The organism is Pantoea agglomerans, assembly GCF_020149765.1.
GTDB lineage: Bacteria > Pseudomonadota > Gammaproteobacteria > Enterobacterales > Enterobacteriaceae > Pantoea > Pantoea alvi.
In genome coordinates this window covers 135,738-157,741 of the sequence record NZ_CP083809.1, presented here as the reverse complement: position 1 = coordinate 157,741, position 22,004 = coordinate 135,738, and the positions used below count along the sequence as shown (strand labels likewise).

The following is a 22,004-nucleotide window of genomic DNA, read 5'->3' as shown; positions in this document are numbered from 1 at the left end:
TATTCATTATCATTTCGATTTCCTTGCGAAATAATTGTGATGCGTTCTCTTTTTTCTCTGCTGCTGTTGCTGCTGTGCAGCGGCGCCTGCTTCGCGAAATCCATTGTCGATATCACCGGCCAGCGCGTGATGCTGCCCGATCGTCCTCAGCGCATCATTCTGGGCGAAAGCCGCATGCTCTATACCCTGGCGCTGATCGTGCCCGGCAATCCGGCGGCGCGTATCGCAGGCTGGCCTGCGGATATGGCGAAGTACGACGCGCAAAGCTGGCGCCAGTTCACCGCCGCGTTTCCGGCGATCAAAGCGGTGCCACAGCTGGGTAGCGGCGCGCTGCGTGATCTCAACCCCGAGCAGGTGCTGAAGCTCAGGCCCGATCTGATTATCCTGCCGCGCCTGGCGAAAAGCGGCGCGGAAGAGGCGCATTTCCGCCAGCTGATGCAGCAGGTCAATATTCCGGTGATTTATGTCGACCTGCGGGTCGATCTGCTCAACAACACGGTGCCGAGCCTGAAGATTCTGGGCGACGTGTTCGACCAGCCGCAGCGCGCGCAGGCCTTTATCGATTTCTATCAGCAGCATATGGATAAGGTGCGCGACCGGCTGGCGAGCTATCACGGCGCAAAAACCCGCGTAATGCTGCATCTGCACCTGGGCCGACGCGACACCTGCTGCACCACCGCGGTCAACGGCAATCTCGGGCAGCTGCTCGCCTTTGCGGGCGGCGACAATATCGCGGCGGGCGCGGTAAAAGGGGTGTTCGGCGAGATCAACCCTGAGCAGGCGCTGGCGCAGCCGCCGCAGGTCTATATCGCGACCGGCATGGCGGACGCGGACAACGACAAAACTCTTCAGCTCGGCCCGGCGATCGGCGCCGGCGAGGCGGCCGCCAGCCTGCAAAAGCTGCTGGCCGCGCAGCCGGTTCTTAGCCAGCTTGAGGCGGTAAAAAACCATCGCGCCTTCGGGCTGTGGCACAACTTCTACCTCAGCCCCTGGCATGTCGTGGCGGTAGAGTTTTTCGCCAGGGCGCTCTACCCGCAGCTGTTCGCCGACCTCGATCCGCAACGCACGCTTGAGCAACTTTATCAGCGCTTTCTGCCGCTGAATTTATCAGGGACTTTCTGGAGCCAGTTACCGCAATGAAACCGCTTTCTTCTCTTCTGCTGGGCGGCGCGCTGCTCTCCGGCAGCCTGCAGGCGCAGGAATCTACGCTGCTGGTGACGCAGGACGCCGAGCCGCAGGAGAATGGCTACCAGCCGCACAGCAGCGTGACCGCCACGCGCGCGCCGGCAAAGCTTATCGACACGCCGCAGAACGTTACGGTGGTGCAGCAGCAGGTGCTGCAGGACAGCGCCGCGCAGAACCTCGACGAGGCGGTGAAGTTCGTCAGCGGCATTACCCAGGCTAATACGCTGGGCGGCACGCAGGATGCGCTGATCAAGCGCGGCTTCGGCGATAACCGCGACGGCTCGATTCTGCGCGACGGCGTGCGTTCGATTCAGGCGCGCAACTTTACCCCCACCAGCGAACGCGTTGAGGTGCTGAAAGGCCCCTCCTCTATGCTCTACGGCATGAACGAGCCGGGCGGCCTGGTTAACGTCATTAGCAAGAAGCCGCTGCTGACGCCGCAGGTGCATCTGGAGGGCCGCAACAGCAGCTTTGGCGGCGGTGGCGGGCAGCTTGACGTGACCGGCCCGCTCGGCACCAGCGGCTTTGCGGGACGGCTTATTGTCGATCACGACGAAACTGACTACTGGCGCAATTTCGGCCGCACGCGCCAGACGGTGATTGCGCCGTCGCTGATGTGGTTTGGCGAGAGCACCACCCTGCGCGTCGCCTGGGAACATATGGAGTATCTGGTGCCGTTCGATCGCGGCACGGTAATCGACCCGAAAACCGGCAAGCCGGTGAACACGCCGCGCGAAGAGCGCTTCGACGAGCGTTTTAACGCCACGCGCGGCGATCAGGATACCCTGACGCTGGCCGCCGATCGGATCCTGAACGACAGCTGGACGGCACATCTTAACTACAGCTTTACCCGCAACGCCTACAGCGACCATCAGGCGCGCGCCACCGCCTTTAACGCCGATACCGGCGTGCTGACGCGTCAGGCCGACGCCACCGCCGACGCCCAGAGCCGCTCACAGATGGTGCAGCTGACGCTGAACGGCGACGTCGACTGGGGCCGCGTCAGTCACCAGCTGCTGGCCGGATTCGACTACGAAGCTGACCGCACCTTCCGCGGCGATATGCTGCGCGGCAAAAAGAATAGCCGCTTCAATATCTGGCATCCGGTGTATGACGAGATGTCATCGACCTCAACCGTGAGCGCTGCCGACAGCGATCAGCGCGAAAATATCGACAGCCGCGGCCTCTTTGTGCAGGACGCCATTCGCCTGACGCCGAACTGGCTGCTGCTCGGCGGCCTGCGCTACGACAGCTTCGACGTAATGGCGGGCAAAGGCCGTCCGTTCGTCGCCCGCACCCGCAGCACCGACAGCCGGCTGGTACCGCGCGCGGGCGTGGTTTACAACCTCAACGACTGGTCGAGCCTCTACGCCAGCTACACCGAATCCTTTAAGCCGAACGTCTCTATCGCCACCGAGATCGGCGCGCTGCCGCCGGAGCTGGGCAAAGCCTGGGAAGTGGGCGGTAAGATCGATCTGCCCAACGGCGTGACCGGCACGCTGGCGCTGTTTGATATTCAGAAACGCAACGTTATGGTTGATGAACTGGTGAATGGCGAGACCCTGACGCGCACCGCCGGAAAGGTGCGTTCGCAGGGCGTCGAGCTGGATCTGGCGGGCAAGCTGACCGACTCCCTCAGCCTGGTAGGCAGCTACGCCTGGACCGATGCGCGCGTCACCGCCGATCCGGCGAATAACGGCAACGCCATGAGCAATACCGCGCGCCATACCGCCGCGCTGTTTCTCACCAACGATTTTGGCACCACCGGCCTGCTGGCGGCGGACGATCTGCGCGCCGGCGTCGGCGCGCGCTACGTCGGTCGCCGACCGGGCGATGCGGCCAACAGCTTTTATCTCGATGATTACACGGTGGCGGACGCCTTCGTTGCCTGGCAGATGCCGCTTAACCGCTACCGCGTCAAGTGGCAGGTCAACGTTAACAATCTGTTTGATAAGACATTTTATCCGTCCAGCGGCAATAACCTGCGCGTCGCCGTTGGCGAGCCGCGCGAGATCGTGCTGCGCGCCAGCGTCGATTTTTAACTCGCCAGCGCCCAGACGCGATTAAGATCGGCGTTTACCCATAGCGGACTCTCTTCTGCGCCGATAATGCTGTCGGTGCAGAAGCTGTCGCTGAGATCGATACGTTCCGGCCTGACTTCGCGCTGCGCATGCAGCGACCAGAAGGCGTGTACCACCGGCTTCAGCAGCGAGCGCTCCCCCGCTTTCACCACCAGCGCGACGCGTCCCGAGGCGAGCCTGACCAGCGAGCCGACCGGATAGATGCCAATGGCGCGCACGAAAATATGCAGGATCTGCTGGTCGAAGTGGCCGCGCCAGTTCAGCATATTGTGCATCGCTTCGGCGGGCGTCCAGCCTTTACGGTAGCTGCGCGTCGAGGTGAGCGCGTCATAGACGTCGCACACCGCGGCCATGCGCGAGTAGAGGGAGATCTCCTCGCCCTTTAGCCGGTGCGGGTAGCCGCTGCCGTCATACTTTTCATGATGATGCAGCGCGATATCCAGCAGATCCTCGTCGGCACCCGCCTCCATCAGCATCTGCACGCCGGTCACCGGGTGCTGGCGCATAACCTCAAACTCTTCGTCGCTGAGCTTGCCGGGCTTATTGAGGATCTCCAGCGGCACCGCTGCTTTGCCGACGTCATGCAGCAGCCCGCCCATGCCGACGCGCCGCACCTGCTGGTCGTCCAGCCCCAGCTGCTGCGCCAGCGTAATCATTAACCCGCAAACCGCCATAGAGTGCAGATAGGTATAATCGTCATGATTTTTAAGGCGCGCGACGCTCAGCAGCGCGGTCGGCTCGCGCCGGATTGAACCGGCGATTTCGTCTACCAGGTCGAGCGTGCCCGCCAGGTTGAGGCGGTGCCCAAGGCGCGCCTCGTTGAACATCGCCATGACCTGCGTCTTGCCCTGCTGGAAAATCTGCTGCGCCTGGTCCAGCTCCAGGAAAAAGGGGGTGCGCGCGACGGGCTGACTGGCCGCCGACGGCGCGGCGGGCGCTGGCACCGATCGATTCAGATCGATCCAGAGCCGCTGGATCCCTTCACTGCGCAGCATTGCGATCTGGCGCGGATCGGTCACCAGCATCTGATTACGAATACGTTTGTCTTTAATCCACCAGACCTCGAGCTTATGGATAAACATCCCTGGCCGCAGCTCGTCGACGGTGATTTGTTTTATCACGATATCTCTCCTAAGGATCGCTCCCGGTAGAGAGATATCGGCAGATGAGCAAATTTTCTTCAGTGGGGAATGAAGTGGTCGGCGCAGCGCTTTATATCGCCTTCACGCCCTGCGCCGTCTTTTTCGCCTCGCGCGCCGCTTCAGGCGTCGGCGTTTCGCCGACGCGCGCGATCGGCCCCATCACAAACAGGAACAGCAGCGCGGCGACCACGCAGTGCGCGCCGACGAACCCCAGCCCGATGCTGTAGCTGCCGGTCAGCCCGACAATCACGCCGAACAGCAGCGGCGTAACGAAGCCGGCGATATTACTGATGCCGTTGAATATGCCGCCTGCAAGGCCGACCGCCTCTTTCGGCGCGGTGTCGCTAATCACCGTCCAGGTGCCGGCACCCGCCGCCACCCCCTTGCCAAAGAAGGCGAAAGACATAATGGCGATAATGCCGAGGTTGCTCGGGATAACCGCGGCCATCACCAGCGACGCCGCCATTAGCATGCCGATAATAAACGGCGTTTTGCGCGCCCAGGAGAGGCTCCAGCCGCGTTTGATCAGCATATCGGAGATATAGCCGCCGCTGATGCCGCCGAGAAAGCCGAACAGCGCGGGCGCGATGGTGGCGAAACCGGCGTCCATAATATTCATGCCGCGCGCCTGTACCAGATAGATGGGAAACCAGGTAATAAAGAAGTAGCTGAGCGCGATGGTGCAGTACTGACCGAGATAGGCGCACCAGAGCATGCGGCTGGAGAGCAGGGTTTTGAACATTTTTTTGTTCAGCGCGGGCCGCGCCTTCAGAGTATGGGCCGCGTCGATATCCACCAGCGCCCCGCCCTCGACGATATAGTTAAGCTCGCTGGCGGAAACGCCGGGATGGTTGCGCGGCTCGCGCATATAGGCCGCCCAGACAAACACCGCCAGCACCCCGATGCCGCCCAGCACGAAGAAAGGCCACTCCCAGCCAAAGCGCGACACCAGCCAGCCGGAAAGCGGCGAGAAAATGGCCACGGCGAAGTATTGTGCCGTGCTAAACAGCGCAGAGGCGCGCCCGCGCTCTGCGCCGGGAAACCACATAATCACCACGCGCGCGTTGGCGGGAAAGGCGGGCGCTTCTATCAGCCCCAGCGCAAAGCGCAGCGTAAACATCAGCACCAGCGCGGCGGTGATGCCGCCCGCCAGTTCGCCGACAAAGCCCATCGCAATGGTGGAAAGCGACCAGAGCGCCAGCGTGATGCCGTACACTTTTTTCGCGCCAAAGCGATCGAGCAGCAGGCCGCCGGGGATCTGGCCGATCACATAGGCCCAGCTAAACGCGGAGAGGATCAGCCCAAGCTGGATCGCCGAGAGTCCAAATTCATCTTTGATCGCCGATCCTGAGATCGACAGGATCGAGCGGTCGGCGTAGGCCACCACTGACAGAAACAGGATCAGGCAAAGGATCCAGATACGTACGCGGGTGGGCCGCGCGGCAGCGTGCTCTTTTCTCATCAGGTGAATTCCTTAAAAAGGAGGCATTCCGCCCCGGAAAAAACGATCAGGCATACCGCGTTAAACGCCCTGTGGAGGAAATATAGGTAGCAGGCGAAGGGTTGGTCATTGGGCGAGTGGTGAAATCATGGGCGCTATCTGGCCCTGATTTTGGCAGCCTTCACAACGCAGCTTGCGGCGCCGCACATAAGCGGCAAAAACGGCGGCTGCCGCACGGGGAATGTGCGCCAGCTCCAGGAAATCATGGTGCGCTGCGCTATGAAGCGCAGCCGTACCAACCGCCCAGGCTACCACGTCAGCTACCAGGGCAACGACAACGCGAAAGCGGTGCCCGAGCTGGCCGACACAGAGTGGGTAGAGCGGATGTAGATACAATGTTGATACAATACTGGTTAAAGAGTAGACTGACCTCAACAACAGAAGTGGCTGCAGTAGCAGACGAAAAGAAGCGGCAACGTGTTAACTGGATTATCTAAAATGCGACAGACAATTAAGCGCTGGGGCAACAGCCCCGCGGTGCGAATTCCCGCACATATGATGACCCTGATGAACATGGACATCGACGCAGAAGTCGAGATCAGCGTTCAGACAGACGCTAATAACATGCAGCGTCTGGTCATTGAGCCGGTGCGCCAGGTTACTCTCGAGACGATCATGAGCCAGGTAACCCCTGAGAATATGCATGGCGAAATGGACTTCGGAGACGCACAAGGACAGGAGATCTGGTAATGCCCTTTGTTCCCGATGCTGGAGATATACTCTGGCTCGATTTCACTCCGCACGCCGGGCATAAGCAAGCTGGCCGCAGGCCGGCGCTGGTCATGAGCCCGGCAATGTACAACCGCATCGGCATGATGATATGCGTCCCGCTTACCACCAAAATCAAAGGTAACCCTTTTGAAGTGCCGATCGCCGGCGCACCCGCAAACGTGGCGCTGGCAGACCAGGTCCGTAACCTGGACTGGAAAGCGCGCAACGCGGCGCCAAAGGGCAAAGCCACCGCTGATGAGCTCGAGGCTGTGCGTAAACTCACTCGCATGCTGGTCGGCTAAACCTTCGGTAAAGGGCTGGTCAGCGAATGAGTGCCCCCCCAAAAAGCGAGGCGATGCGGTTTACTCCGCTCAGCACAGAGGACGGGAAACTGACATGCTTCTTCCCCGTCGCCAGCAGCGCGCCGCTACTGTGAATAGTTTTCGCGCAGCATCGCCATCAGAACAATATCGTGATAGTCGCCGTCGCGCAGGCAGGCCTTGCGGCGCACGCCCTCCTGCTCAAAGCCGATGCGCTGATAGAGCCGCCGCGCGCGCGCATTATCGTGAAACACCTCCAGCTCTACGCGCGTCGCGCCCAGCCAGTTAAAGGCGTAGTCCAGGCCATTTCGGATTAAACGTTCGCCGATGCCGCGTCCGCTGAAAGCGGGATCGACGCCGATGCCGAAGCTCAGTCCGTGACGGGTACGCGGCCGGTTTTCAATGAACAGCGTCATTTCGCCGACCATCTGTCCATCCAGCTCCGCAACAAAACCGATATAGCCCTCGCTATCCATACGTTCGAATTTTTTCTGCCATATCGCCACGCTGGGAAAGGGCAGCTGGGTGGTCCAGCGATAGACCTCTGGGTGGCTGTAAAGACGCTGAAACCCAGCGGCATCGCTGGGTTCACGGCCGCGAATGATTAATTCCATATCGGTAATCCCTTATAAGTTGCACTAAGCTGTTTACTCTCCCCAGGCGTAAAGAGAGTCGTTATGTTGTATCGCCGTTTCGAACGTTTTATCAATATTTTCCAGGATGCTCCATCTGATTCGCCCCCGGGCCGCATCGGTGCCTTCTATTTTTACTACCTGCGCCAAGTGTGGCCAAGTTTCGCGGCGCTGCTGGTGGTCGGGCTGGGATCGGCGCTGATTGAGGTGGCCCTGTTTAGCTATCTCAGCCGTATTATCGACCTGGTCAACGCCTCGACGCCCGCCACGCTGTTCGCCGAGCACTGGCCTGTTCTGCTGTGGATGGCGTTTGTGGCGCTGATCCTGCGCCCGGTGTTTATCGCGCTGCACGATATGCTGGTGCATCAAAGCATTAACCCCGGCATGACCAGCATGATCCAGTGGCAGCAGCATAACTATGTGCTGCGCCAGAGCCTGAACTTCTTCCACAACGACTTTGCCGGACGTATCGCCCAGCGCATCACCCAGACCGGCAACGCGCTGCGCGACTCTGCGGTGCAGCTGGTGGACGCCATCTGGCATGTGCTGATCTATGCGATTACGTCGCTGGTGCTGTTTGCGGAAGCTGACTGGCGGCTGATGATCCCGCTGACGATCTGGATCGTCGCCTATATCGCCTCGCTGCGCTATTTTGTGCCGCGCGTAAAGGCGCGCTCCGTTGTGGCGTCGCAGGCGCGCTCAAAGCTGATGGGCACCATCGTCGACGGCTACACCAATATCGCCACGCTGAAACTCTTTGCGCACCACGATCTGGAAAAGCGCTACGCGCGCGAAGCGCTGCAGGAGCAGACCGATAAAAACTATCGTCTGAGCCGCATGGTCACCAGCATGGACGTGACGCTCTCTTCGCTTAACGGCCTGCTGATCGTCTCTACCTCCGGCCTGGCGCTCTGGCTGTGGAGCCAGTCGCTGATCAGCGTCGGCGCCATCGCGCTGGCGACCGGTCTGGTGGTGCGTCTGGTCAATATGTCCGGCTGGATTATGTGGGTGGTGAACGGCATTTTTGAGAATATTGGTACGGTGCAGGACGGCATCAACACCATCGCCCAGCCGCTCAGCGTGCAGGACGCGCCGCAGGCAAAAGTGCTGCAGGTGACGCGCGGCCAGATCCGCTATGAGGATATCCGCTTTGACTACGGCGGCGGCCATCAGGTGATTAACCGCCTTAACCTCAACATCAAACCCGGCGAGAAAATCGCGCTTATCGGCCCTTCCGGCGCGGGCAAGTCAACGCTGGTCAATCTGCTGCTGCGCCTCTACGACCTGAACGGCGGCCGTATCACCATCGACGATCAAAATATCGCCGAGGTGACACAGGCGAGCCTGCGCGGCCAGATTGGCATGATCACCCAGGATACGTCGCTGCTGCACCGCTCAATCCGCGAAAACCTGCTCTATGGCCGCCCGGACGCCACCGAGGCGGAGCTGCAGACGGCGATTCGTCGCGCGCGCGCCGACGAGTTTATTCCGCGCCTTTCCGACGCCGAAGGGCGCACCGGGCTGGACGCGCACGTCGGCGAACGCGGCGTGAAGCTCTCCGGCGGCCAGCGTCAGCGCATCGCCATCGCCCGCGTGCTGCTGAAAGACGCGCCAATTCTTATTATGGATGAGGCGACCTCGGCGCTCGACTCCGAGGTCGAAGCGGCGATTCAGGAGAGCCTGGGCACGCTGATGGAGGGGAAAACGGTGATCGCCATCGCGCACCGCCTGTCGACCATCGCCAAAATGGATCGCCTGATCGTGCTGGATAAGGGCCATATTGTTGAGATGGGCAACCACAGCGAGCTGCTGGCGCACAACGGCCTCTATGCGCGGCTGTGGCGTCACCAGACCAGCGGCTTCGTCGGCGATCACTGATCGCCACGTCGATACGGCAAGGCGTCGCGCGCCTCATCAGCCCACGCGCGCACGCCTTGTCGCTCTTCCTGAAGAAAATCTGCCACCGCATCGCGCAGGCCGGGATGCGCCAGATAGTGCCATGAGGTGGTGAGCTGCGGCTCAAAGCCGCGCACCAGCTTATGCTCCCCCTGCGCGCCGGCGTCGAACCGCTTCAGGCCGGCGGCGATGGCGTAGTCCATGCCCTGATAGAAACAGGTTTCGAAGTGCAGGCGATCGAACTCCGCCAGGCAGCCCCAGTAGCGGCCATATAGCGTCTCGCCATCCACCAGACAGAACGCCATCGCCGCCGGCTGCTGGTGCAGATGCGCGATCGCCACGCGAATGCTGTGCGGCATGCGCGCCGCCAGCAGGCTGAAAAAGTCGCGCGTCAGATAGGGCCGCTGGCCGCGCACCGCATAGGTGTTGGCGTAGCAGGTATAAACAAAGTCCCACTGATCCTCGCGCAGCTGGTCGCCGCGATACCAGTTAAATTCAAAGCCGCTCTGCGCCACCCGCTCGCGCTCTTTGCGCAGCTGTTTGCGCTTGCGCGACATCAGCGTGTCGAGGAAGTCCTGAAAGTCGCGGTAGCCGCGATTGTGCCAGTGATACTGACAGCCGAGGCGCATCAGCCAGTCTGGCTGCGGCTCAAGCAGCGCATCGCCACGCGCGTCGGTGAAATTGATATGCGCACTGCTCAGTCCGTGCTGGTGCAGCGTCTCCGGCAGCGCGGCGAGCAGCTGCGTGGCGGCCTGCGCGTCGCCCAGCAGGCGCGCGCCGGTCACCGGGCTAAAGGGAATGGCCCCCAGCCATTTCGGATAGTAGCGAATGCCCGCGCGCTGGCAGGCGTCCGCCCAGGCGTGATCGAAGACATATTCGCCCCATGAGTTGCGCTTGCGGTAGCCGGGCAGCGCAGCGCGCAGCGCGCCCGCTTCCCGCCACAGCAGATGATCCGACTGCCAGCCGCTTTCGGCGCGAACGCTGCCGCTCTCCTCCAGCGCCAGCAGAAAGGCGTGGCGTAAAAAGGGCTGATCGTCGGGCAGCAGCGCGTCCCATTCAGCGGCGTCAACATCCGCCAGCGAAGCAAGGTGAAGCAGAGACATGCGGAACTCCAGACCAAAACGGGCGAAAAGCTAGTCAAGCAGGTTTTGCCGCACAGCGAAAGGGCAACGGCACCTAATGTGAAGCGATGAAGCGGGCGTTCGGCTGGGCGGGCGGCAGAGCGAAGCCGTTACGCAGCCGCCTGGCTTCTTCGCCCGGCGACCGGCCAAACAGTCGGCGGAATTCGCGGCTGAACTGCGAAGGGCTTTCATATCCCACCGCCAGGCTGGCGCCAGCGGCGGTCATCTGCTGGCGCACCATCAGCAGCCGCGCCTGGTGCAGGCGGATCGACTTCACGTACTGCATCGGCGACGTCTGGGTTACGGCGCGAAAGTGAGCGTGAAAGGTTGCGTGGCTCATGCCGGCGCGGCGGGCAAGCTGCGCGATATCAAGTTCCTGCGCATAGTGCTGATGAATATGACGCAGCGCCTGGGCGATTTTGCCAAAGGCGCCCTGCTGCGTCAGGGCGGCGCGCAGTTCTCCTCCCTGCTCGCCGCTCAATACGTGGAAGTAGATTTCCCGCACCAGCGCCGGGCCAAGCAGCGCGGCCTGTAGCGGATCGCCCAGCGCATACAGCAGCCGCGTCACCGAGCGTTGTAGCGCATCGTCGAGCGGCGTGGAAACCATCCCGGCCGGCTGGTGCGTCACCGTTGCGCCCGCCTGCTCCATCTGCAGCAGCAGCTCCGCCGCTACGGGCAAGTCGAGGTGCATATAGATCGCCAGCAGCGGCGCCTCGGCGCTGGCGTCGGTCTCCATAATAAAGGGGACCGGCACGGAAACCGCCAGATAGTGCTGCGCATCGTAGCAATAGACGCGATCGCCAAAATAGCCGCGCTTGCGCCCCTGCAGCACGATCACGATGCCGGGATCGTAGAGCACCGGCGTGCGGCTCAGCGGACGGTTGGCGCGCAGCAGCCGCACATCGGGCAGCGGCGTCAGGTTATAGCCTTCCTGCGGCGCAAGGGCGGCAATCAGGCGGAGTGCGTCGGCGTTCATAAGAGGATTATGCACGCATGCGGCGTAATTTCCTGCCCGCAAGCAGAAAAATCAGCGTTTCAGGCAAGGATGGCAGATAAACAGGCATCCTCTTTTGCGGGCAGCGGGCGCAGTCTAAGACCTCCCCCCTAAAGAGGAAAGCAGATGAAAAAGATCATGATCACCGGCGTCAGCAGCGGTTTCGGTCAGGCGCTGGCGCAGGCGGCGCTGGCCGCCGGCCACAGCGTTTTCGGCACCGTGCGCAGCCAGCAGGCGCTGGACGCCTTTACGGCGCGCGATCCGGCACGCGCCCACGGTGCCATTCTCGATCTTACCGACCCTGAACGCATCGCCCCGCTGGTGGCGACGTTTGAAGAGGCGTACGGCCCGCTCGACGTGCTGATCAACAATGCGGGCTATGGCCATGAGGGTATTTTCGAAGAGGCGACGCTGGAGGAGATGCGCCACCAGTTTGACGTGAACCTGTGGGGAGCGGTGGCGATGATGAAGGCGCTGGTGCCGCGTTTCCGCGCTCGGCGGCGCGGGCAGATTATCAATATCACCTCAATGGGCGGCTTTATTACGCTGCCCGGCATCAGCGACTACTGCGCCAGCAAATTCGCGCTGGAAGCCTTTTCAGAGACCCTGAGTCAGGAGCTGGCCGGGTTCGGTATCGCCGTGACCGCCGTCGCGCCGGGCTCGTTTCGCACCGACTGGGCAGGCCGATCGATGGTGCGCAGCCCGCGTACCCTTCACGACTACGATGCGCTCTTCGATCCGGTACGGGAAGCGCGTCTCGCCAAAAGCGGCCGCCAGAACGGCGATCCCCATAAAGCGGCGCTGGCCATCCTCAGCCTGCTGGATCACCCCGCGCCGCCGGCGCATCTGCTGCTGGGCAGCGACGCGCTGCAGCTGGTGCGCGACAAACTGCGCAGCCTTGAGAGCAGCCTCGCCGAATGGGAGAGCGTCACGCGTTCAACCGACGGCTAAAAGCCTGTACATTGGCGTTTTCAACTGCAGGAACGCCCTATGGATCGGCTTGATTGTGACCGGATGTTCGTCGCCGTGCTGGAGCTGGGCAGCTTTGCCGCGGCGGCGGCGCGGCTCGGCGTCAGCAGCGGCCAGGCGTCAAAACTCGTGTCGAGACTGGAGCGGCAGCTCGGCGTGCAGCTGGTGAAGCGCAGCACGCGCGCCCTGTCGCCTACCGACGTCGGCCGCACCTATTATGAACAGGTCAAAACCCTGCTTGACGCCTTTGACGCGCTCGATGCCAGCGTGCGCGAAAGCGCCGGTACGCCGAGCGGACGGTTGAAAATCAGCGCGCCCGTGACCTTCGGCAGCGCGGTGCTCTCCCACGTGCTGGTCGCCTTTGCCAGACGCTATCCGCTGATCGAACTGGACGTCAGCTTTTCCGATCGCCCGGTCAGTATCGTGGACGAAGGCTTCGATATCGCCGTGCGTATCGGCAACCTGAGCGACAGCAGCCTGATTGCGCGCCGCCTGGGGGAAATCGCGGTGCGCCTCGCCGCCGCGCCGCGCTATCTGCAGCAGCACGGCACGCCGCTGCACTGGCGCGCCATCGGCGATCATCAGTGTATTACCGACACGAACTTCCGCGATCCCTGGAACTGGCCGTTCGCCAGCGAGGAGGGCGAGACGGTGACCGTGCCGGTGCGCGGCCGCGTGCGCTTCGCCAATACCGAAGCCTGCCTGCAGGCAGCGGTTGCCGGACTGGGCATCGCACGCCTGCCCGATTTTATCGCCGCCCCGGCGCTGCAGCGCGGCGATATCGTGCCGGTGCTGGCGGACTACGACGTGCCGCCGCTCGGCCTGTTCGCGCTCTACCCCGCCGCGCGCCATCTGGCGCAGCGCACCCGACTGCTGGTCGATTTTCTGGCGGATCACTTCGATCGTTTTCCGCCCGGCCAGTTCCTTCCAGAATGGAAGGAATGATTGCCGTTTTGACCCGATTATCAGCCACCGGGAAGAGTAATAAGCTGCAGCTCTTGTCAGCATGAGGAGCAGCGCAATGTTAGTCAGAGGTAAATGGAGTGCGGAGTGGCATCCGGTTCAGGCCACGGATAAACAGGGCGGGTTTGTTCGCCAGACGTCGAGTTTTCGCCACTGGATCAGCAGCGATGGCAGCGCCCCCTTTCCCGCCGAGCCGGATCGCTACCATCTCTATGTCGCGCTGATCTGTCCCTGGGCCTCGCGCGCGCTGATCGCCCGCAAGCTAAAAGGGCTGGAGTCGGTTATCAGCGTGTCGGTGGTTGCGCCGCAGCTGGGCGAACAGGGCTGGCGCTTCGGCGGCTTTCCCGGCGCGGATCGCGATACGCTCAACGGTGCCAGTTATCTGCACGAGCTTTACACCCGCGCCGATGCCGATTTTACCGGACGCGCCACCGTGCCGGTGCTGTGGGACAAAAAGACGCAGACCATCGTTAACAACGAGTCGGCGGATATCGTGCGCATGTTTAACAGCGGTTTTGGCGACCTCGCCGATAACCGTATCGATCTCTATCCCGGCGCGCTGCGCGCTGAAATCGACGCGCTGAACGCGGCGATCTACCCGCGCCTGAACAACGGCGTCTACCGCGCTGGTTTCGCTACCACCCAGCTCAGCTATCAACAGGCCTATAGCGACGTATTTGAACAGCTGAACGAGCTGGAAGCGCGCCTGGCGGACGGCCGCACTTTCCTCTTCGGCGAGCGCGTCACCGAGACCGATATTCGCCTGTTCGTGACGCTTATTCGCTTCGACGTTGCCTATTACGGCCTGTTCAAGTGCAATCAGCGCCGGGTGCGCGACTATCCGTTGCTCAACCGCTATCTGAAAAGCATGCTGTCGATTTCCGGCGTGCGCGAAACGGTAGATATCGAGCACATCAAACAGGGCTATTATTCTATTAAGGCGCTCAATCCCAACGGGATCGTGCCGGCAGGCCCGGATATGAGCGAGTACGGTTTTTAAGGAGAAGCGGATGGCGAAAGCGTTAGTGATTTTTCTGCATGGCGTCGGCAGTAACGGCGATGATTTAGCGGCGCTGGGCCGTCACTGGGCGCCGCTGCTGCCGGACGTTATCTTCGCCGCGCCCGATGCGCCTTACCCTTTTCCACACGGCGCAGGTTTTGAGTGGTTTAGCCTCGACGGCGTGACGCCGGACAACCGACCGGCGCGGGTACGCGCCGCACGCGCCGCCTTCGACGCCACGCTGGAGGCGATTCTCGCGCGGCACGGGCTACGCGACCAGTGGGACAACGTGGTGCTGGTCGGCTTTTCACAGGGATCAATCATGGCGCTCGACGCGCTGGCGTCTGGACGCTTCCCGCTGGCGGGCGTGGTGGCCTTCTCCGGCCGGCTGGCGTTTGACGAGCCGCTGTCGCCTTCGGTTCAGACCCCTGCGCTGCTGATCCACGGCCACGCCGACGCGGTGATCCCGTGGCGCGAGAGCGAATCAGCCGCGCAGCGCCTGAAAGCCGCTGGCGTCTCCCTTGAGCTTCAGCTTGAACCCCGAACCGAACACACCATTTCCGCGCAGGGCGCGATGCGCGCCGCCGCGTTTATCGCGCAGTGTCTGCAGGATTAAGGCCAGAAACGCCTGAGCGCGGCATACGCCTGCCGCGCCGCCTCATGTGGCGGCAGGCGCTTCAGGTCGTCATTAAACACTTCAATCCCTACCGGTCCCCGGTAGCCCGCGCTTTTTAGCTTATCGACAAAGCTGCCGACGTCGATGATGCCCGCGCCGGGCAGCTGGCGCCGGTGCTTCGCGAGCTGCATAATCGCCTCTTTATCCTGCGGTGCCGGCTGAACCGCCATATCGCACAGCTGCACTTCATAAATCCGCTCGGCGGGAATGCCATCGAGATGCGAGGCGTCGCCGCCCAGCGCACAGATATGAAACAGATCCACCACCAGCCCGATATTGGGTTGATCCAGCCGCCGCAGCCGCTCCCAGGCTTTCGGCAGCGTATTGTCGACGCTGCACCACGCCATCGGCTCATACATGATGCGCATGTCGAAGCGCGCAGCCTCGGAAGCGAGCCAGCGCAGATCCTCGTCGATTTGCTGCACGATAGCGTCGTCGCGCGTGGTGGCGGGCGCCTGAATGGTGTCGCAGCCCAGCGCCTGCGCCAGGGCGATAAACTGCCGCAGCTCGTCCCGCTTTTGCCGACGCAGCTCGCCAGGGGCACCGGTGAAGTCGCGCAGCACCTGCAGGTTGGTGAAGCCCATCCCCTGCTGCGCCAGACGCGCCGCGCCAGCCTGACAGGCTTCAACATCTTCCCGCCAGATTTCGACCTGATCGAATCCGGCGTCGCGCGCCGCCTGAAGTTTCTCTTCGGTATTACCGCTTAACAGCACCAGGTTAAGGAATGCAGGCTGAGTCATGAACGTCCTCCTTAATCGTCCGGAATCATCGGCTGCCGCAGAGGCGGAATGCTCCGCGGCCGATATTTGCTTTTAGCCGAGCAGATTCACCAGCGCGAAGCCGGCGAAGGTCATCAGCAGCGATCCGGTAACGTGCACCAGCACGCTCGCCATCGCCCACAAATATTTACCTGATTGTAGCAACATAAGGATTTCTGCCGAGAAAGTGGAGAAGGTCGTCAGGCCGCCGCATAAGCCGGTGACGATCAGCAGCTTCCAGGCGGGATCAAGCTGAGGGTATTTCATAAACCAGGCCAGCGCGGCGCCGATAATAAATCCGCCTGCCAGATTCACCAGCAGCGTGCCCGGCGGCAGGCTGGGAAAGAGCGCGTTAAAGCGCAGCGAGATAAGCCAGCGCAGCGTACAGCCGGTAGCGCCGCCCAGCATAACGGCGAACAGCGACTTCAACATAGTTAACTCCTGTAGTCAGCGATCGCGCAGGGAGGTGGCGGAGAGAGAGCACTAGCCTGACACACCAGCAACGCCTGCGAGAGGATTCGGGTTAATGTCAGGCGTCATCAGCCGCTGGGGTCGCCAGCAGGCGGTTAGGGAAGGTGGAACGCCATCACCTTAAGGCGTTGATAATACGATGATGCACCGGGAGTGACAAGCGGGTCAGACCAGCAGCAGGCGGCGAAAAAGCAGGTTCTGGAGACTTTGCCGCGGCGAGTTTTTTAATAAAAGCGTACCTCTTCTAACAGCATTTAATAATTTTTATATAGTCAGAGCAGTACTGAATAATCTTTTCATCATTGGTTATTAAGATCAGATTTTCTTCTCGAGCCTGGGCGACCAGCAAACGATCAAAAGGATCTTTATGCATCTTTTCTGGTAAGTTGCGGATGGAGCAGGCATGGCGTGAGGTAATGGGGAGTTCAATATAGCCCGCCTCTTTTAATCCTTCAGTCAGGCTGACTGGATCAAAGCCAAAATCGGGTTTACCTAAATCGGCCTTGATAGCGATTTCCTGAATTGAGGCAGGCGAATAATAAAGTCGATTATTGTGGTCGGCCAGGATAGCGATGGTCTCTGTAGCGAGTTTTTCTGGCTGCCAGCCAATCCAGATAAGGGCATGGGTATCAATTAAATATCCGCCTTCTGTCGAAGCAGAAGCTTTATTCTTCCCTGGTGCCATGCTCGCTATTCCCGTAAAACAGCGCTTCAATCTTGTCGGCGTGCAGTTGGTTAAAGTTGTCTGGCACGCTGATTTCGCCCTTCTCTTTCATAAACCCGATGCGCGGCGTTTTCTCAGCCGGAGTCAGAGGAACGAGCTTCGCCATCGGCTGACCGTTTCGGGCGATAATATATTCCTCACCTGTAGCCGCTACATGCGCTATGAGTTTAGAAAAATGCGTTTTTGCCTCGTAAAGGTTCAACTTGTGCATAAAACCTCTGTTAGTTGGTCAAGTTACTCGCCAGCGATCGTGCTTTGTTAGTCTAAAGACATGATGTTTGCTGGTCAATTTCTATTCAGCACGCGCAGAGAATAGTGATGCAATCATTCACAGATTTCTGCTTTAAGGAGAAGGTTATGCGCACTCTGATTTTCGATACCGATATCGGCGTAGATGACGCCTTCGCGCTGGCTTACGCGGCGCGCACGCAGCGGCTGCTGGGCATCACAACGGTGTTCGGCAACGTGGCGGTGGGCCAGGCGGTAAAAAACGCTCGCCTGTTTTGCGACAGGATGCGGATCGACGCCCCGGTCTATCGCGGCTGTTCGCGCCCGCTGGCGCTGGCACCCAGCGAGCCGGCGAAGCTGCACGGCGAAGATGGCCTGGGTGACGCGTTTGCCAACCCCTACAGCGACGCCGCGCCGGACGCGGTGCCCTTTATTATCGACAGCGTGCGCGCGCGGCCGCATGAGGTGACGCTGGTGGCGATTGGCCCGCTGACCAATATCGCCAGCGCCATCAATCAGGCGCCCGATATTATCCCGCTGGTGAAAGAGCTGGTGATTATGGGCGGTGCCTTCGGCACCGACGGCCACAGCGGCAACGTCACCCCCTTCGCCGAGTTCAATATCTGGAAAGATCCGCACGCCGCCGATCAGGTGCTCAGCTCGGCGCTAAACATCGTGGTGATGCCGCTCGACGTGACGCACAAGGTGCTGATCAGCGGCAAGGAAGTGCAACAGCTTAACCAGCCTGTGCTGAGCGCCATCGTGCGGCCCTATCTTGCCTACAGCCTGCAAAAAGAGGGCTTCGACGGCATGGCGCTGCACGATACGCTGGCGATCGCCTGGCTCTGCCAGCCCGAGGCGTTTCAGCTGAGCGAAGGGCCGCTGCGCGTTATCACCGAGGGCATCGCGCGCGGGCAAACGGTGCGTAAGCTGAGCGCGCTGGCGTCGCGGGAGGATCCGTTTCGCCATCTGCCCGCCCAGCGCGTGGCGCTGGGGGTCGACGCCGAACAGGTGCGCGACCACTTCTTTCGCACCCTTAGCGATCGAAGTGAATAACGCCCTTAATCAGCTCGCGGTTGTTGATCACCTGTGGCTCGAAACTTTCCGCCAGCGTCGAGAAGGCGAAGTGCGCGTTGAGCATCATGCCAGCGCGCAGCTGGCCGCTCGCCATCAGGTCGCGCACGCGATCGAAGTCTTCGCGCGTCGCGTTGCGGCTGCCCATTAAGGTGCTCTCTTTCTTGTGGAACTCGCTGTCCGGGATGGTCAGATCGCCTTTATGCAGGCCGACATAGACCACGGTACCGCCGTGGCGCATCAGGTTGACCGCGTTGTTCATCGCCGCAGGGCTGCCGGTCGCGTCGATTACCTTCAGCGCCAGCCTGCCGTTAAACTGCGCGCGCAGCGCATCGTAAAAATCATCGCGCGTTGGATCGAGCGCCGTCAGGCCCAGCTCTTTGGCAACGTGCGCGCGGCGAAACGCGCTGGTGTCCGCCACCACGACCTGAGCGCCTGCCGCCGCCGCAATCGCCGCCACGCCCAGCCCGATTGGCCCCGCGCCCACCACCAGCACATCCTCATCCGCGCCGACGCTTGCCCGACGCACCGCATGCGCGCTGATGGCGAACGGCTCAATCAGCGCGGCCGCTTCCGGCGCGACCTCCTCTACCTGCAGCAGATTACCGGCCGGCACCGCGAGATACTCGCAAAAGCCGCCATCCTGATGCACGCCGATAACAGAGATCTTTTCGCAGCAGTTGGTCTTGCCGCTCTGGCAGGCGTCGCAGCGCAGGCAGGAGATATAGGGGATCAGCGCCACGCGCTGGCCTGGCTCAACCCCTTCCGCGCCGTCGCCCAGCGCCACGACTTCGCCGCACAGCTCATGTCCCAGCACGCGTGGATAGCTGAAGAAAGGCTGGTTGCCCGCCCAGGCGTGGATATCGGTGCCGCAAATGCCGGCGGCGATGATTTTAATCAGCGCCTCGCCCGCCGCAGGCGCAGGCTGCTCGCGCGTGGTCCAGACCATTTTTTTAGGTTCAGCGATGACCAGGGTTTTCATTGTTGTCATGGTGGTTCTCCGGTTGTCCTGCCGCAGTTATGACGAATTGATCACAGAGCGGCTGTTTTGCCCGCGCGATCTGTGAGGCACGGCGTTTTTTTTGGGATTTGAATGGTTTTTAATAAATAAAAACCCGGAGAGCGCCCGTGAGCCGAAATCTGAATCTGCGCCAGAACGTGATTAACCAGATGCTGGAAGGGATCGCCCAGCGCCATATCCGTTCGCCGCTGCCCGCCCAGGCGGCACTGGCGGAGATGTTCAATATCAGCCGTACCACGGTGCGCCACGCGCTGCACTATCTGACGCAGTGCGGCGTGCTGGAAAAGGTGGCGGGAACCTATGTGATCGTGCGGCAGCCGCAGGAGGAGGATGGCTTCAGCGAACTGACCTCGCCGATTGAGCAGCAGGCGAGCCAGTTCGAGCAGGCATTTTTCGAGATGATCAACCAGCGCCAGCTCGCGCCCGGCGACGCCTTTAGCGAGCTACAGCTGGCGCAGCGGGTCAGGGTCAGTCCGGTGGTGGTGCGCGAGTTTCTGCTGCGCTTTATGCGTTACGATCTGCTGGAGCCGGTCAGGCGCGGCCGCTGGCGCATGAAAAAGTTTACCCTCGACTACGCCGACAAGCTGTTTGAGCTGCGCGAGATGCTGGAAACGCACGCCCTGACGCGGTTTCTCAACCTGCCGCCGCAGGATGAGCGCTGGATCCAGGCGCGCGATCTGCTCGATCGCCACCGCGCCCTGCGCGATACCATCGCCAGCGACTATCGCCAGTTCGCCGCGCTGGATAAAGAGCTGCATTCGCTGATCCTTTCTGCCGCCAACAACCCCTTTTTTAACCACTCGCTGGAGATTATTTCGGTTATTTTTCATTCGCATTATCAGTGGGACGAGCGCGATCTCAAGCAGCGCAATATCGTAGCGCTGGAGGAGCATATGGCGCTGCTTGCCGCGCTGATTAGCCGTCAGGATGTCGATGCCCTGCTGGCGCTGCATACCCATCTGGCAACTTCCCGCCTCTCTATGGCGCGCTCAATTCAGCAGTACAATTAAAAACCGATTAAAAACCGCAAAGCATTAGCTCCCGCACGAATCAGAAACATCTTCGCAACATCCCGGCGGCATTGCTTCTAGTCTCGACTGCAACTCATGGCGAGCCGCTGAGCCGCTATGTTCTCTGACCTCTGATAACGATAACGACCCCGCTACGGGAGTATGCCATGGAAAATACCTCAATCCGCGACGTTAAAAAGCCGGCCGTCGGCGCGCAGCCTGGCCAGGAGTATGTGCCGGCGCGCAGCGATATCGTGCGTTCGCCGCGCATTCGCAAGATTCAGATCACCGCCATGCTGCTGCTGCTGTTTGCAGCCATCATTAACTATCTGGACCGCAGTTCGCTCTCGGTGGCCAATATGACCATCCGCGAAGAGCTGGGGCTGAACGCCACCGAAATCGGCATGCTGCTCTCCGCCTTTTCGCTGGCGTACGGGCTGGCGCAGCTGCCCTGCGGCGCGCTGCTGGATCGTAAAGGCCCGCGCATTATGTTAGGCCTCGGCATGTTTGTCTGGTCGCTGTTTCAGGCGGCGGCCGGGCTGGTGCATAACTTCACCCAGTTTATTCTGGTGCGAATCGGCCTCGGCATCGGCGAAGCGCCGATGAACCCGTGCGGCGTGAAGGTGATCAACGACTGGTTCAACATTAAAGACCGCGGCATGCCGATGGGCTTCTTTAACGCCGCCTCGATGATTGGCCTGTCGGTGGCGCCGCCGGTGCTGGCTGCGATGATGCTGGCGTTCGGCTGGCGCGGCATGTTTATCACCATCGGCGTGCTCGGTATGTTTCTGGCGATTGGCTGGTACATGATCTATCGCGACCGCGACAACAACAGGCTGAGCGCGGAGGAGATCCACTATCTGCAGGCGGGCAGCGTGGCGTCGCGCCAGGAGCCGCTGAGCTTCGCCGAATGGCGCGGCCTGTTCAAGCAGCGCACCATGTGGGGCATGATGATCGGCTTTAGCGGCATCAACTATACCGCCTGGCTCTATATCGCCTGGCTGCCGGGCTATCTGCAGTCGACCTACCACCTGGATCTGAAGAGCACCGGCCTGCTGGCGGCAATTCCTTTCCTGTTCGGCGCGGCGGGCATGCTGCTTAACGGCTATGCGGTGGATGCACTGGTGCGTCGCGGCTTTGATGCGGTGAAGACGCGCAAAGTGTGCATTATCACCGGCATGCTACTGTCGGCGGCCTTTACCGCCTTCGTGACGCGCGCAACCGACACCACCAGCGCCGTGACGCTGATCGGTATGGCGCTGTTCTGCATCCACTTCGCGGGCACCTCCTGCTGGGGTCTGATCCACGCCAACGTTACGGCGCGCATGACCGCTTCGGTCGGCAGCATTCAGAACTTCGCCAGCTTTGTGTTCGCCTCCTTCGCGCCGGTCATTACCGGCTGGGTGCTCGATACCACCCAGTCGTTCAGCCTCGCGCTGATGATCTGCGCCGGGATCGCCGTGGTGGGCGCCCTCGCCTATCTGGTGCTGGTGCGCAAGCCGATCACCGACGGCGTTTAGCCGTAAA

General features: G+C 61.3%; 23 protein-coding genes and 1 riboswitch. Of the genes, 13 read left to right on the top strand and 10 right to left on the bottom strand.

Translation table 11 applies throughout. The features are described from left to right. Positions 1-39: 39 nt before the first annotated feature. Both LB453_RS03160 and LB453_RS03155 read left to right on the top strand, forming a co-directional pair. Complete coding sequence (locus LB453_RS03160; RefSeq protein WP_103796261.1) at positions 40-1,140, top strand: ABC transporter substrate-binding protein; 1,101 nt, start codon at positions 40-42, stop codon at positions 1,138-1,140. Continuing rightward, a complete protein-coding gene (locus tag LB453_RS03155; RefSeq protein WP_103796260.1) occupies positions 1,137-3,227 on the top strand; it encodes a TonB-dependent siderophore receptor in 2,091 nt (696 codons plus the stop codon). Before LB453_RS03160 ends, LB453_RS03155 begins: the two co-directional genes overlap by 4 nt. Here the strand turns inward: LB453_RS03155 and LB453_RS03150 are convergent. Both LB453_RS03150 and LB453_RS03145 read right to left on the bottom strand, forming a co-directional pair. Beyond that, positions 3,224-4,387, bottom strand: coding sequence for an HD-GYP domain-containing protein (locus tag LB453_RS03150; protein WP_103796259.1), 1,164 nt, complete (start codon positions 4,385-4,387; stop codon positions 3,224-3,226). The genes LB453_RS03155 and LB453_RS03150 overlap by 4 nt on opposite strands. A gap of 91 nt (positions 4,388-4,478) precedes the next feature. Then, positions 4,479-5,870, bottom strand: a complete 1,392-nt coding sequence (locus LB453_RS03145; protein ID WP_103796258.1) for an MFS transporter — start codon at positions 5,868-5,870, stop codon at positions 4,479-4,481. Positions 5,871-6,020: 150 nt separating this feature from the next. On the opposite strand from LB453_RS03145, the gene LB453_RS03140 reads away from it, so the two are divergent. The 3 genes from LB453_RS03140 to mazF all read left to right on the top strand — a co-directional run bounded on the left by LB453_RS03140 (position 6,021) and on the right by mazF (position 6,922). After that, a complete protein-coding gene (locus LB453_RS03140) occupies positions 6,021-6,239 on the top strand; it encodes a hypothetical protein (RefSeq protein ID WP_103796257.1) in 219 nt (72 codons plus the stop codon). A 108-nt stretch (positions 6,240-6,347) separates the two neighbouring features. After that, positions 6,348-6,599, top strand: a complete 252-nt coding sequence (locus LB453_RS03135) for an AbrB/MazE/SpoVT family DNA-binding domain-containing protein (RefSeq protein ID WP_103796256.1) — start codon at positions 6,348-6,350, stop codon at positions 6,597-6,599. Beyond that, on the top strand, positions 6,599-6,922 hold the full coding sequence (gene mazF / locus LB453_RS03130) for an endoribonuclease MazF (RefSeq protein WP_103796255.1): 324 nt from the start codon (positions 6,599-6,601) through the stop codon (positions 6,920-6,922). Before LB453_RS03135 ends, mazF begins: the two co-directional genes overlap by 1 nt. A 125-nt stretch (positions 6,923-7,047) precedes the next feature. On the opposite strand, the gene LB453_RS03125 is transcribed toward mazF, so the two are convergent. Continuing rightward, positions 7,048-7,554: a GNAT family N-acetyltransferase gene (locus LB453_RS03125; protein ID WP_103796254.1), complete on the bottom strand. Its 507-nt coding sequence runs from the start codon at positions 7,552-7,554 to the stop codon at positions 7,048-7,050. A gap of 63 nt (positions 7,555-7,617) precedes the next feature. Here LB453_RS03125 and LB453_RS03120 point away from each other — a divergent pair, with 63 nt between their 5' ends. Then, the gene (locus tag LB453_RS03120) at positions 7,618-9,450 is read left to right on the top strand and encodes an ABC transporter ATP-binding protein (RefSeq protein WP_103796253.1); all 1,833 of its coding nucleotides are present in this window, start codon (positions 7,618-7,620) and stop codon (positions 9,448-9,450) included. Here LB453_RS03120 and LB453_RS03115 read toward each other — a convergent pair. After that, a complete protein-coding gene (locus LB453_RS03115; protein ID WP_103796252.1) occupies positions 9,444-10,571 on the bottom strand; it encodes a GNAT family N-acetyltransferase in 1,128 nt (375 codons plus the stop codon). The genes LB453_RS03120 and LB453_RS03115 overlap by 7 nt on opposite strands. 73 nt (positions 10,572-10,644) lie before the next feature. Next, positions 10,645-11,565 (bottom strand): AraC family transcriptional regulator, encoded by a 921-nt coding sequence (locus tag LB453_RS03110; RefSeq protein ID WP_103796251.1) that lies wholly within the window; start codon positions 11,563-11,565, stop codon positions 10,645-10,647. A gap of 144 nt (positions 11,566-11,709) precedes the next feature. On the opposite strand from LB453_RS03110, the gene LB453_RS03105 reads away from it, so the two are divergent. From LB453_RS03105 to LB453_RS03090, 4 genes are all read left to right on the top strand, one after another. Next, positions 11,710-12,534 carry an oxidoreductase gene (locus LB453_RS03105; protein ID WP_103796250.1) on the top strand — a complete coding sequence of 275 codons (825 nt, stop codon included), beginning with the start codon at positions 11,710-11,712 and terminating at the stop codon, positions 12,532-12,534. A gap of 39 nt (positions 12,535-12,573) precedes the next feature. Further along, complete coding sequence (locus LB453_RS03100) at positions 12,574-13,497, top strand: LysR family transcriptional regulator (protein WP_103796249.1); 924 nt, start codon at positions 12,574-12,576, stop codon at positions 13,495-13,497. A 76-nt stretch (positions 13,498-13,573) separates the two neighbouring features. After that, complete coding sequence (locus LB453_RS03095; protein WP_103796248.1) at positions 13,574-14,515, top strand: glutathione S-transferase family protein; 942 nt, start codon at positions 13,574-13,576, stop codon at positions 14,513-14,515. Positions 14,516-14,525: 10 nt separating this feature from the next. Then, a complete protein-coding gene (locus tag LB453_RS03090; protein WP_103796247.1) occupies positions 14,526-15,131 on the top strand; it encodes an alpha/beta hydrolase in 606 nt (201 codons plus the stop codon). Here LB453_RS03090 and LB453_RS03085 read toward each other — a convergent pair. From LB453_RS03085 to LB453_RS03070, 4 genes are all read right to left on the bottom strand, one after another. After that, positions 15,128-15,931: a sugar phosphate isomerase/epimerase family protein gene (locus tag LB453_RS03085; RefSeq protein ID WP_103796246.1), complete on the bottom strand. Its 804-nt coding sequence runs from the start codon at positions 15,929-15,931 to the stop codon at positions 15,128-15,130. The two genes, LB453_RS03090 and LB453_RS03085, sit on opposite strands and share 4 nt — an antisense overlap. 72 nt (positions 15,932-16,003) lie before the next feature. Beyond that, positions 16,004-16,381 (bottom strand): fluoride efflux transporter CrcB, encoded by a 378-nt coding sequence (gene crcB / locus LB453_RS03080; RefSeq protein ID WP_103796245.1) that lies wholly within the window; start codon positions 16,379-16,381, stop codon positions 16,004-16,006. 91 nt (positions 16,382-16,472) lie between these two features. After that, a riboswitch (Fluoride riboswitch) is annotated at positions 16,473-16,549 on the bottom strand. A 115-nt stretch (positions 16,550-16,664) separates the two neighbouring features. After that, complete coding sequence (locus LB453_RS03075) at positions 16,665-17,105, bottom strand: type II toxin-antitoxin system VapC family toxin (RefSeq protein WP_103796244.1); 441 nt, start codon at positions 17,103-17,105, stop codon at positions 16,665-16,667. Next, positions 17,086-17,355 (bottom strand): type II toxin-antitoxin system Phd/YefM family antitoxin, encoded by a 270-nt coding sequence (locus LB453_RS03070; protein WP_103796243.1) that lies wholly within the window; start codon positions 17,353-17,355, stop codon positions 17,086-17,088. Before LB453_RS03070 ends, LB453_RS03075 begins: the two co-directional genes overlap by 20 nt. 146 nt (positions 17,356-17,501) lie before the next feature. Here LB453_RS03070 and LB453_RS03065 point away from each other — a divergent pair, with 146 nt between their 5' ends. Beyond that, positions 17,502-18,428, top strand: a complete 927-nt coding sequence (locus LB453_RS03065) for a nucleoside hydrolase (protein WP_103796242.1) — start codon at positions 17,502-17,504, stop codon at positions 18,426-18,428. Here LB453_RS03065 and LB453_RS03060 read toward each other — a convergent pair. Continuing rightward, entirely contained in the window at positions 18,409-19,437 is a 1,029-nt protein-coding gene (locus LB453_RS03060; RefSeq protein ID WP_103796241.1) for a zinc-binding alcohol dehydrogenase family protein, read from the bottom strand. The two genes, LB453_RS03065 and LB453_RS03060, sit on opposite strands and share 20 nt — an antisense overlap. Positions 19,438-19,574: 137 nt before the next feature. Here LB453_RS03060 and LB453_RS03055 point away from each other — a divergent pair, with 137 nt between their 5' ends. Next, positions 19,575-20,477, top strand: coding sequence for a GntR family transcriptional regulator (locus tag LB453_RS03055; protein WP_103796240.1), 903 nt, complete (start codon positions 19,575-19,577; stop codon positions 20,475-20,477). A gap of 167 nt (positions 20,478-20,644) precedes the next feature. After that, positions 20,645-21,997, top strand: coding sequence for an MFS transporter (locus tag LB453_RS03050; protein WP_103796239.1), 1,353 nt, complete (start codon positions 20,645-20,647; stop codon positions 21,995-21,997). Positions 21,998-22,004: the final 7 nt, after the last annotated feature.